13 protein-coding genes are annotated in these 10,612 nt (G+C 75.8%); 11 read left to right on the forward strand and 2 right to left on the reverse strand.

The window, feature by feature from the left end:
• Window positions 1-46 precede the first annotated feature (46 nt).
• From pcaH to ACRYM6_RS15555, 8 genes are read left to right on the forward strand one after another with little or no spacing between them, the layout of a single operon-like run.
• The gene (gene pcaH, locus ACRYM6_RS15520; RefSeq protein ID WP_432543801.1) at window positions 47-775 is read left to right on the forward strand and encodes a protocatechuate 3,4-dioxygenase subunit beta; all 729 of its coding nucleotides are present in this window, start codon (window positions 47-49) and stop codon (window positions 773-775) included.
• Window positions 772-1,344, forward strand: a complete 573-nt coding sequence (pcaG, locus tag ACRYM6_RS15525) for a protocatechuate 3,4-dioxygenase subunit alpha (protein WP_432543787.1) — start codon at window positions 772-774, stop codon at window positions 1,342-1,344. The genes pcaH and pcaG overlap by 4 nt, the downstream gene beginning before the upstream one ends.
• Entirely contained in the window at window positions 1,341-2,327 is a 987-nt protein-coding gene (locus tag ACRYM6_RS15530) for a lyase family protein (protein WP_432543788.1), read from the forward strand. Before pcaG ends, ACRYM6_RS15530 begins: the two co-directional genes overlap by 4 nt.
• A complete protein-coding gene (locus tag ACRYM6_RS15535; RefSeq protein ID WP_432543789.1) occupies window positions 2,324-3,046 on the forward strand; it encodes an alpha/beta fold hydrolase in 723 nt (240 codons plus the stop codon). The genes ACRYM6_RS15530 and ACRYM6_RS15535 overlap by 4 nt, the downstream gene beginning before the upstream one ends.
• Window positions 3,043-3,429: a 4-carboxymuconolactone decarboxylase gene (pcaC, locus tag ACRYM6_RS15540; protein ID WP_432543790.1), complete on the forward strand. Its 387-nt coding sequence runs from the start codon at window positions 3,043-3,045 to the stop codon at window positions 3,427-3,429. The genes ACRYM6_RS15535 and pcaC overlap by 4 nt, the downstream gene beginning before the upstream one ends.
• Complete coding sequence (locus ACRYM6_RS15545; protein ID WP_432543791.1) at window positions 3,422-4,609, forward strand: thiolase family protein; 1,188 nt, start codon at window positions 3,422-3,424, stop codon at window positions 4,607-4,609. Before pcaC ends, ACRYM6_RS15545 begins: the two co-directional genes overlap by 8 nt.
• Window positions 4,606-5,277, forward strand: a complete 672-nt coding sequence (locus ACRYM6_RS15550; protein WP_432543792.1) for a 3-oxoacid CoA-transferase subunit A — start codon at window positions 4,606-4,608, stop codon at window positions 5,275-5,277. The genes ACRYM6_RS15545 and ACRYM6_RS15550 overlap by 4 nt, the downstream gene beginning before the upstream one ends.
• Window positions 5,274-5,921 (forward strand): 3-oxoacid CoA-transferase subunit B, encoded by a 648-nt coding sequence (locus tag ACRYM6_RS15555; protein ID WP_432543793.1) that lies wholly within the window; start codon window positions 5,274-5,276, stop codon window positions 5,919-5,921. The genes ACRYM6_RS15550 and ACRYM6_RS15555 overlap by 4 nt, the downstream gene beginning before the upstream one ends.
• A gap of 105 nt (window positions 5,922-6,026) precedes the next feature.
• On the opposite strand, the gene ACRYM6_RS15560 is transcribed toward ACRYM6_RS15555, so the two are convergent.
• Window positions 6,027-7,619: a methyl-accepting chemotaxis protein gene (locus tag ACRYM6_RS15560; RefSeq protein WP_432543794.1), complete on the reverse strand. Its 1,593-nt coding sequence runs from the start codon at window positions 7,617-7,619 to the stop codon at window positions 6,027-6,029.
• Window positions 7,620-7,838: 219 nt separating this feature from the next.
• Between ACRYM6_RS15560 and ACRYM6_RS15565 the strand changes: the two genes are divergently transcribed.
• Together ACRYM6_RS15565 and ACRYM6_RS15570 are read left to right on the forward strand one after the other, a co-directional pair.
• Window positions 7,839-8,303, forward strand: coding sequence for a hypothetical protein (locus ACRYM6_RS15565; RefSeq protein WP_432543795.1), 465 nt, complete (start codon window positions 7,839-7,841; stop codon window positions 8,301-8,303).
• Window positions 8,300-8,581 carry a hypothetical protein gene (locus tag ACRYM6_RS15570; RefSeq protein WP_432543796.1) on the forward strand — a complete coding sequence of 94 codons (282 nt, stop codon included), beginning with the start codon at window positions 8,300-8,302 and terminating at the stop codon, window positions 8,579-8,581. Before ACRYM6_RS15565 ends, ACRYM6_RS15570 begins: the two co-directional genes overlap by 4 nt.
• 18 nt (window positions 8,582-8,599) lie before the next feature.
• On the opposite strand, the gene ACRYM6_RS15575 is transcribed toward ACRYM6_RS15570, so the two are convergent.
• Window positions 8,600-9,409, reverse strand: coding sequence for an MBL fold metallo-hydrolase (locus tag ACRYM6_RS15575; protein ID WP_432543797.1), 810 nt, complete (start codon window positions 9,407-9,409; stop codon window positions 8,600-8,602).
• 141 nt (window positions 9,410-9,550) lie between these two features.
• Here ACRYM6_RS15575 and ACRYM6_RS15580 point away from each other — a divergent pair, with 141 nt between their 5' ends.
• Window positions 9,551-10,507 carry a manganese catalase family protein gene (locus ACRYM6_RS15580; RefSeq protein WP_432543798.1) on the forward strand — a complete coding sequence of 319 codons (957 nt, stop codon included), beginning with the start codon at window positions 9,551-9,553 and terminating at the stop codon, window positions 10,505-10,507.
• The last annotated feature ends 105 nt before the right edge of the window (window positions 10,508-10,612 follow it).

Here is a 10,612-nt window from a genome sequence, read left to right on the forward strand (position 1 = left end):
ACACCCCGTCACGGGGCTGGAGCGCCAGGAGGCCCTGTCCGCGGAGATGGCGGACCTGCGCGAGAAGTGGGCCGCCGGCGGCGAGGCGGAGTTCCAGCCGCGACGCGACTACCCGCCCTACCGGTCCACCCTGCTGCGCCACCCCACCAAGGAACCGCAGCAGGTCGACCCCGAGGGCGTGGAGCTGTGGGCCCCCTGCTTCGGGCACCGCGACGTCGACCCGCTCGAGGCCGACCTCACCATCGCGCGCGGCGGGGTACCGCAGGGCGAGCGGATGGTCGTCGCCGGCCGCGTCGTCGACGGCGAGGGGCGCCCGGTGCGCCACCAGCTCGTCGAGATCTGGCAGGCCAACGCCGGCGGGCGGTACGTCCACCAGCGCGACCAGCACCCCGCCCCCCTGGACCCGTTCTTCACCGGGATGGGGCGCTGCCTCACCGACGCCGACGGGAACTACCGGTTCACGACCGTCAAACCCGGGCCGTACCCGTGGCGCAACCACCACAACGCCTGGCGCCCGGCGCACATCCACTTCTCGCTGTTCGGCACCGAGTTCACCCAGCGGCTGGTGACCCAGATGTACTTCCCCGGGGACCCCCTGTTCGCGCTGGACCCCATCTACCAGTCGATCGTCGACGAGGACGCCCGCGCGCGCCTGGTCGCGACCTACGACCACGACCTCACGACCCACGAGTGGGCGACCGGGTACCGCTGGGACGTCGTCCTGACCGGCACGCACCGCACCCCGACCGAGGCCGACACCGAGGGGGACGCGTGAGCACCGGGACGAGCACCGGGCTGCACCTGCCGCCGACGCCGGGTCAGACCGTCGGCCCGTTCTTCCACTACGCCCTGCCGTACGGCGGGGACGCCGACCTCGTGCCGGTGGGGGCGCCGGGCGCGGTGCGCCTGCACGGCAGCGTGTTCGACGGCGCCGGCGTCGCGGTGCGGGACGCGCTGCTGGAGGTGTGGCAGGCCGACCCGCAGGGCCGGGTGGTGCGCCGGCCGGGGTCGCTGCGCCGCGACGGCTGGACGTTCACCGGGTTCGGGCGCTGCGCGACCGACGGCGCCGGGCGCTACTCGTTCACGACGCTGCGGCCGGGGCCCGTCGCGGGCGGGTTGCCGTTCTTCGCGCTCACGGTGTTCGCGCGGGGGCTGACCCACCGGCTCACGACCCGCGCGTACCTGCCGCCGGCCGACGGCGCGACCGACGCGCTGCTCACCGCGGCCGGGCCCCGCGCGCGGACGCTGGTGTGCGCCGAGGAGGAGGGGTTCCGGTTCGACGTGCACCTGCAGGGGCCGGACGAGACGGTCTTCCTCGTGACCCCCGGCGAGGGCGCCCCGTGACGCTGTTCCGGCCCGGTGACGCCCGCGCCGGGGACCTGTTCACCGACCGCGCCCTCGTCGCGGCGATGGTGGCCGTGGAGTCGGCGTGGGTCGGCGTGGACCTGGAGGTCCCCGGCGACGTGGACGTCGCCGGCCTGGACCCCGAACCCGGCGGGAACCCCGTCATCCCCCTGGTGGGGCTGTTGCGGGCGCGGTACCCCGACCTCGACGTCCACACCGGCCTGACCAGCCAGGACGTCCTGGACACGGCCCTGGTGCTGATGCTGCGCGACGCGGTCGGCGCGGTGCGGGGCCACCTGGGTTCGGCCCTGGACGCCCTGGAGGCCCGGCGCGCCGAGTCCGGCGCCCTGGAGGCCGTGGGGCGCACCCTGACGCAGTGGGCGCTGCCGGTGACCCTGGACCACCGCTTCTCGGCGTGGGGCCGCGGGCTGGCCGAGGCCGGGCGCGACCTGGCGGCCCTGACGTTCCCGGTGCAGGCCGGGGGCCCGGTCGGCACCGGCCGGTTCGGCGGGCGGCTGGCCGGGCGGCTGGGGCTGGCCGACGTCCCGGCGTGGCACACCAACCGGCGGCCGGTCACCCGGGCCGCGGACGCGCTGGTGTCGGTCACCGACGCCTGCGGGCACGTCGCGCGGGACGTCGCGACGCTGTCCCGGCCGGAGGTCGGGGAACTGTCCGAGGGCACCGGCGGCGGGTCGTCGTCGATGCCGCACAAGGCGAACCCGGTGCTGTCGGTGCTGGTGCGCTCGACCGCGCTGGTCGCCCCGCAGCTGGCGGCGACGCTGCACCTGGCCGCGGCCGACCAGGGCGACGAGCGCGCCGACGGCGCCTGGCACGCCGAGTGGGACACGCTGCGGCTGCTGGCGCGGCGGACCGCGACCGCCGCCGCGCAGACCGCGGACCTGCTCGCGGGGCTGCGGGTGCACCCCGACCGGGTCGCGGCGAACCTCGCCGCGGCGCGGGCGGCCCGGGGGGCGGACTCGTGACGACGCTCGTGCTCGGCCCCTCCCTGGGGACCACCGCCGCCACCTGCTGGGGGCCGGTCGTGGCCCGCCTCGGCGGGGAGTTCGACGTCGTCGCGTGGGAGCTGCCCGGCCACGGCGGCGACCGGCGCCCCGTGCCGGAGCCCCTCGACATCGCCGACCTCGCCGAGCGGGTGCTCACCGCGGTCGAGGGGCCGTTCCTGTACGCCGGGGACTCCGTCGGGGGCCAGGTCGGGCTGGAACTGCTGCTGCGGGCCCCCGACCGGGTGCTGGGTGCGGTGCTGTGCTGCACCGGCGCCCGGATCGGCACCCCGGCCTCGTGGGCCGAGCGCGCCGAGCAGGTCCGCGCCTCCGGCACGGCCTCCCTGGTGGTGCCCACCGCCGGGCGCTGGTTCGCGCCCGGTTTCCTCGAACGGCACCCCGACGTCGGGTCCGCGCTGCTGCACGCGCTGCGGGACACCTCCACCGACGGGTACGTCGCGGTGTGCGGGGCGCTGGCCCGGTACGACGCGCGCGAGCGCCTGGGCGCGATCACCGCGCCCGTGGTCGCCGTCGCCGGCGCCCACGACGGCGTGTGCCCGCCGGGGGCGCTGCGCCGCATCGCCGAGGGCGTGCAGGACGGCCGGCTCGTCGTGCTCGACGACGTCGCCCACCAGGCCCCGGCCGAGGCGCCCGACGAGGTCGCCCGGATCATCCGTGAACTCGCGAAGGGGATCTCATGAGCAGGTACGACGAGGGGATGGCCGTCCGGCGGGAGGTCCTGGGTGACGCGCACGTCGACCGCGCCGTGGCGGCCACCACGGACTTCACCCGCGACTTCCAGCGGTACATCACCGAGAACGCGTGGGGCGCGGTGTGGACGCGCCCCGGCCTGGACCGCCGGACCCGCTCGCTCATCACGCTGACCGCGCTGACCGCGCGCGGGCACCACGAGGAGCTGGCGATGCACGTGCGCGCGGCGCTGCGCAACGGCGTCACCGAGGAGGAGATCTCCGAGACGCTGCTGCAGGCGGCCGTCTACTGCGGGGTCCCCGACGCCAACACCGCGTTCCGCGTCGCCGGGCAGGTCCTGGCCGACGTCCGGGCGGAGGCCGCCGGTGCGTGACGCGTTCGTCTACGCCTTCGCGCGGACCCCGTTCGGCCGGTTCGGCGGCGCGCTGGCCGAGGTGCGCCCGGACGACCTCGCCGCGCACGCGCTGACCGCCCTCCTGGGCCGCGCGCCCGGGCTCGACCCCGCCCGCGTCGACGACGTGTTCTGGGGGTGCGCCAACCAGGCCGGGGAGGACAACCGCGACGTGGGCCGCATGGCCGTGCTGCTCGCCGGCCTGCCGACCTCCGTCCCGGCGGTGACCGTGAACCGGCTGTGCGGTTCGTCCCTGGACGCGGCGGTGCAGGGTTCACGCGCCGTGGAGTCCGGCGACGCCGACGTCGTGGTGGTCGGCGGGGTGGAGTCGATGACCCGCGCGCCGTGGGTGCTGCCGAAACCGTCGCGGGCGTTCCCCGCCGGGGACGTCACCGCCGTCTCCACCACCCTGGGCTGGCGGCTGGTCAACGAGCGCATGCCCCGCGAGTGGACGGTCTCCCTCGGGGAGGCGAACGAGCAGCTCGGCGAGCGGTTCGCGGTCCCGCGGTCCCGCCAGGACGAGTTCGCGGCCCGCTCGCACGTCCTCGCCGACCGGGCGTGGCGCGAGGGTTTCTACGACGGCTGGGTCGTGCCCGTGCCCGGCACCGGTCTCGCACGGGACGAGGGCATCCGGCCCGGCGCGACGACCGGGACGCTGGCGGGGCTGGAACCGGTGTTCCGGCCCGAGGGCACCATCACCGCCGGGAACGCCTCCCCGCTCAACGACGGCGCGTCCGCGGTGCTGCTGGGCGCCGCCGGGGCCGTCCCCGGCCTGGACCCCCTGGCCCGCGTCGCCGGGCGCGGGGTGCACGCCACCGACCCGCGGGAGTTCGGGTTCGCGCCGGTGGAGGCGGCGAACCGGGCGCTGGCCCGCGCCGGCATCGGCTGGTCCGAGGTCGCGCACGTCGAGCTGAACGAGGCGTTCGCGGTGCAGTCGCTGGCCTGCGTGGACGCCTGGTCGGAGCTGGGCCTGAAGGACCCGGAGGTGGTCAACGCCCGCGGTGGGGCCATCGCGCTGGGGCACCCGCTGGGCGCCTCCGGCGGCCGCGTCCTGGCCACGCTGGCCGAGCGGCTGCGGGTCTCCGGGGACCGCTGGGGCGTCGGCGCGATCTGCATCGGGGTCGGTCAGGGGCTGGCCGTGGTCCTGGAGAACGTCGCGTGAGCCGCACCAGCTTCCACTCCGGGCCCACCGGCGCCGACGAGGCCGTCGCCGACGTCGCGGACGGCTCGACGGTGCTCGTCGGCGGTTTCGGGATGGCGGGGATGCCGGTGGACCTCATCGACGCGCTGATCCGCCAGGGCGCCACCGGCCTGACCGTCGTGTCGAACAACGCCGGCAACGGCGACACCGGCCTGGCCGCGCTGCTCGCGCGGGGCCGGGTCCGCAAGGTCGTGTGCTCCTTCCCCCGGCAGTCCGACTCGTGGGTGTTCGACGAGCTGTACCGCAGCGGGCGCGTCGAGCTCGAACTCGTCCCGCAGGGCACCCTCGCCGAGCGGATGCGCGCGGCCGGGGCCGGCATCGGCGCGTTCTTCTGCCCCACCGGGGCCGGCACCCCGCTGGCCGAGGGGAAGGAGACCCGCGAGATCGACGGCCGCACCCACGTCCTGGAGTTCCCGCTGCGCGGGGACGTGGCGCTCATCGCCGCCCACCGCGCCGACGGCCTGGGGAACCTCGTGTACCGCAAGACGGCCCGCAACTTCGCGCCCGTGATGGCGACCGCCGCCACGACCACGGTCGTGCAGGTGCCGGCCGTCGTGCCCACCGGCGGGCTCGACCCTGAGGCCGTCGTGACCCCCGGCATCCACGTCGACCGGGTGGTGACCGCGTGAGCGTCCCCGGCAGCGGCGCACCGCTGACCAGGGTCCAGGTGGCCGCGCGGGTCGCGGCCGACATCGCCCCCGGTTCCTTCGTGAACCTCGGCATCGGCCTGCCGACGGCGGTGGCCGACCACCTCCCCGGCGACCAGGGCATCGTCCTGCACACCGAGAACGGGATGCTGAACATGGGCCCGTCCCCGGCGGCCGGGGCGGAGGACCCGGACCTGATCAACGCGGGCAAGCAGCCCGTCACGGAACTGGCGGGGGCGTCGTACTTCGACAGCGCGCAGTCGTTCGCGATGATGCGCGGCGGTCACCTCGACGTGTGCGTGCTCGGCGCGTTCCAGGTCTCCGTCGACGGCGACCTCGCCAACTGGCACACCGGGTCCCCGGACGCGATCCCCGCGGTCGGCGGGGCGATGGACCTCGCGATCGGCGCGAAGCAGGTGTTCGTGGTGATGTCGCTGCTCACCCGGGACGGGACGCCGAAGCTCGTGCGGGAGTGCGGCTACCCGCTCACCGGCCGCGGGTGCGTCGACCGCGTCTACACCGAGCTGGCGGTGTTCGACCTGCGCGGGGGCCGGGCCGTGGTGCGCGAGACGCACGGGACGACGGTCGAGGAGCTGGAACGCTCGCTGGGCCTGCCCCTGCGCTGACCCGCCGGGGAGCCCGCGGGAGGACCCGGCGGGAACGACGAGAACCCGGTGCGGGCCCCGTCCAGGGGCCCGCACCGGGTTCTCGGCCGTGCGAGGGGTGCGGCCTCAGAGGCGGAAGGCACCCACCGCGGCCTGGAGCTCGCGCGCCACGCCCGACACCTCGTCGGCGGCGGCCTGCGTGGCCCCGGCGTCGGCGGTGGTGCGGGAGGCGGCCGAGGCGATCCCGGAGATGTTGTTCGTGATCTCCTGCGACCCGTTGGAGACCTCGGTGACGTTGCGGACCATCTCGCTGGTCGTGGCCGACTGCTCCTCCACCGCCGCGGCGATGGTGGCCTGCAGCCCGTCGATGCGGGCGATGACCTCGGTGATCTCGCTGATCGCGGCGGCCGCCGACGCGGCGTCGGCCTGGGTCGCGTTGACCCGGCCCACGATCTCCTCGGTGGCGCGGGCGGTCTGCTGGGCCAGTTCCTTCACCTCACCGGCCACGACGGCGAAGCCCTTGCCCATCTCCCCGGCCCGGGCGGCCTCGATGGTCGCGTTCAGGGCCAGCAGGTTGGTCTGCTCGGCGATGGAGGTGATGAGCTTGACGACGTCGCCGATCTCGCGGGAGGAGACCGACAGCCGCTCGATGGTGTTGCGGGCGTCCTCGGCGGAGGCGACCGCGGCGGAGGCGACCTGGGAGGCGTCGGCGGTGGAGGCGGCGATCTCGCGGATCGCGGCCGACATCTCGTCACCGGCGGCGGCGACGGTCGAGACGTTGGTGGCGATGTCCCCCGAGGCCAGCAGCACGACGTCGGCCTGCGCGGAGGACTCCGACGCGCCCGCCGACAGGCGCCCGGCGACCGCGCCGAGGCTGCCGGAGGCGCCCTGCAGGGCCTGCACGCTGTGGCCGATGGTCCGGATGGTGCCGGAGACCTGGTCGAGGGCGGTGTTCAGCGCCTGCGCGGTCTGCCCGACCTCGTCGCGCCCGGAGATCTCCACGCGCTCGTCGAGGCGGCCCTCGGCGAGGGCCTCGGCCACGCGGCGGGTGCGGTTCAGCGGGCCGGCGATGGAGCGGGAGATGACGACCGTCAGCGCGCCGGCGGCGGCCAGCGCGGCCAGGGTGACGGCGATGACGAGCAGGCGCGCGGTGCGGTGGGCGGCGGCCCCCGCGGCGGCGTCGGCGGCCGCGGCGGCGGTGAAGGTGTCCTGGACGGCCTGCAGGTCGTCGTTGGTGGTGGACTCGCCGATGCCGCCGTCGGAGACGGCGATGCTGGCGTCGTTGCGGGTGGCCATGAGCTTCGCCTGGTCGCCGCTCATCGCCAGCGCCATGAGGACGTCGGTGCCCGCGGTGTACTGGTCGAGCGCGGAGTCGACGGCGTCGAGCTGCTCGGCGGGCACGGCGGGGCCGGCGTCGCGGAACTCCTGCCAGGTGGACCGCACGTCGGCCAGGGTCTTCCGGAAGGTCGCCTCGGCCTCGGCGGAGGGCACCAGCGCCGTGGCGAACAGGTCCTTGGTGGCGCGCTGGTACTGGGTGCGCACGTGGCCGAGGGTCTGCTGACCGGTGACGTACTCCGCGCTGACGGTCTCCAGCCGCTCCTGCGCCTTCGAGAGCTGCACCAGGCCCAGGGCGGCGACGGTGAGCAGCAGCACGCACAGGACGCCGAAGCTGCTGATGATCTTGGTGCTGACCTTCAGGTCGAGCAGGGACCGCGGCACGTCGTCTCCAGGGGGCTCCGATGCGCCGGGGCGCACGAGGTGGGTGCACTCGAACGGGTGCACCCAGCAGGCATCGGCTGCGCGGGCGCCGGGGTTGAGCGGGCAGCGCCACCACCCGGCCGCCGACCCGGCGCCGGAGGGATTGCGGGGGCCGCCCGGGAGGGCCATCGTGGGGACCGGTCGAGCCGAGGCCGTCGATCGCGCGAGAGCGGAGTCGCCGTGCCCGACCACCCCGCGTCCCGGCCCACCGGCCCGGACCCCCTCACCGACGCCCTCGTGCAGCACCTGCACGAGCAGCTGACCCAGTACCCTGAGGGCGACGTCGCCCTGCCCGAACGGGACGGCGAGTTCGCCTCGTGGCTCACGGGGCGGCTCGAACCGGGCCGGCTGCACGTCGGGGTGTGCGCGCGGGAGGCGCTGGCCGGGCCCCTCGCGCACGCCGTCGAGGCCGTCGAGGACGCGGCCGGGGTCCTGGTCGTGTGCGACGTCACCGACGACCCTGCCCGCGGCGACGTGGACCTGCCCGACCGCGTCGACCGCATCGAGGTGCGCCGGAGCTCGCAGATCGCCGGCGCGGTCGTGGAGGCCCTGGCCGGGGACGTCCCCCTCGTCGTGGACGTCCGCCTGAGCCGGAGCGAGGGCGCCGCCCTGCTCGCCGCCACCCCCGGGAGCGGGAGCCGGTGAAGACCGCCGCGGCCCGGACGTGGGTCCCCGACGACGGCGGGTCGCGCCTGCCGGCCGGGGAGGCGCACGCGTGGCAGCCGGGGCAGAACTCCACCGCGTGCGGGGTCCCGCTGCGGCGGGCGGGCCTGGCCCGGTTCCCGCACGTCGACTTCACCGACCTCGACCCCCTCACCGGGGGCAGCGGGGACCGCGTGGCGTGGATCTGCCCGCGCTGCCAGGCCGCGGCGGGCGGCCCGACCCGGGGACGGCGGTGGGTGCGGAACGACCCGCGCCCGTGAGGCCCGCCGCGCGGGGCGTCAGAAGTGCGCAGTCTCGCCGCGCTCCACGACGCGCACCAGCGGGCTGAGGCCGCGCCGCTCCACCTCGGCCCGGAAGTCGGCCAGCGGGGACCGGAACACGCCGTAGTCGTCGTGGTGGACCGGGACCGCCCGCACCGGGTCGACCAGTTCGAGCACGTCGGCGCCGGCGACCGCGTCCAGGGTCACCAGCAGCCCGCCCCGCAGCCCGCCCGGCACCCGCGTCCCGCCCAGGTGCAGCACGGCGACGTCGACGTCGGGGTACCGCACAGGGATCTCCCGCAGCTCCGGCACGTCCATCGTGTCGCCCGAGACCCAGACCCGGCGCTCGACGGGCCCGGCGACGGGCCCGAACTCCAGCACGCTGCCCATGACGGGCGGCAGCAGCGCCTGCACCGGCCCGCGGGCGTGCCGGGCCGGGGTCGCGGTGACGCGCACCTGGTCGGGGCCGGCGGTGAGCGTGGTCGACTCCCACGTCGCCAGCCCCTGCACGGCGTGGAACCCGTGGCGGCCGGTCAGCCGCCGCCGGGCGTGCGGGGTCGTCAGGATCGGCACGGCCGGGTCCAGCCCGCGCCGGGCCACCCGGTCGAAGTGGTCGCCGTGCAGGTGCGAGAGCACGACGCCGGACAGCGGGGGCAGGTCGCCCACGGACAGGGCCGGTTCGGTCAGGCGGCGCGACACCATCCCCTTGCCCAGGTAGGCGAACTGCCCCCGGTGCAGGAAGTTCGGGTCGGTGAGCAGCGTCAGCTCGCCCCAGCGCAGCAGGACGGTGGCGGTCCCGATGAAGGTCAGCGACAGGCGACGGTCCATGTCGTCCCCCTACCCGGTGCGCGGCGCGGGACACCCCCGGCCGCCGGGCGGGTCGCGGTTCGGGTCGCGGGGAGGGTGCCCCCGGGGCAGGGTCGGCGGCGTGCGCCGACCCGCGCGACACCGGATCGTCGAGGAGGAACCGTGTACCTGCACGTGCAGAAGCTCATCCACGAGATCGCCGAGGACGAGCCGGACCCCGCGGCGGCCAACGCCCTGCAGGAGGGGCTCGGGGGCCAGTTCGGCGAGATGCGGACGATGATGCAGTACCTGTTCCAGTCGATGAACTTCCGCGGGCCGCAGGCCAAGCCCTACAAGGACCTGTTGCAGGGCATCGGCACGGAGGAGATCAGCCACGTCGAGCTGATCGGGACGACGATCGCCCGCCTGCTGGACGGCTCGCCGCGCTACCAGGGCAAGGACACCGACCCGCTGGACACCCCGGGCGCGGGCGGGGCGACGCCGCTGGCGAACGCCCTGACCGAGAGCAACATCCACCACTACCTCGTCGGCGCCCAGGGCGCGCTGCCGGTCGACTCGGCCGGCAACCCGTGGAGCGGCAGCTACGTCTACAACTCCGGCAACCTCGTCCTGGACCTGCTCTACAACCTGATGCTGGAGTCCACGGGCCGGTTGCAGAAGTGCCGGATCTACGAGATGTCGTCGAACAAGACGCTGCGCTCGACGGTCTCCTACCTCATCGTGCGCGACCAGGCCCACGAGAACGGGTACGCGAAGGCGCTGGAGACGCTCGGCGTGGACTGGAAGAAGCTGCTGCCGATCCCGAAGACCAACGCGGAGCGCTTCCCCGAGGTCAAGCAGATGGTCGACCTGGGCTGGCAGTCCAAGCAGTACACCTTCGACCTCACCGGCGCCTCGGAGGCGGCGAAGATCTACCGGGGGGCGTCGCCGTCGAAGGACGGCACCGACCTGGACGGGACCGAGCAGGCCCCCGAGGGCGCCCCGCTGACGATCGCGCAGGAGCGGTACGAGGAGTTCGCCCCCGGCCTGGACCCCGAGCTGATCGAGCTCATCCAGGCCACGGCCGACCTGGAGATGGCCGAGCCGGTCATGACGTACGGGCCGCTGAACGGCGGCTGATCACCGCACCGGGGGGGGGGGGGGGGGGGGGGGGGGGGGGGGGGGGGGGGGGGGGGGGGGGGGGGGGGGGGGGGGGGGGGGGGGGGGGGGGGGGGGTGTCTCGAC

The organism is Kineococcus rugosus (assembly GCF_050871975.1).
Classification (GTDB): domain Bacteria; phylum Actinomycetota; class Actinomycetes; order Actinomycetales; family Kineococcaceae; genus Kineococcus.

Coding starts and splice junctions, on each gene's coding strand:
- pcaH (WP_432543801.1), top strand. CDS start 47: ATGGCGGACCTGCGCGAGAAGTGGGCCGCCGGCGGCGAGGCGGAGTTC.
- ACRYM6_RS15575 (WP_432543797.1), bottom strand. CDS start 9,409: ATGGACCGTCGCCTGTCGCTGACCTTCATCGGGACCGCCACCGTCCTG.
- pcaC (WP_432543790.1), top strand. CDS start 3,043: ATGAGCAGGTACGACGAGGGGATGGCCGTCCGGCGGGAGGTCCTGGGT.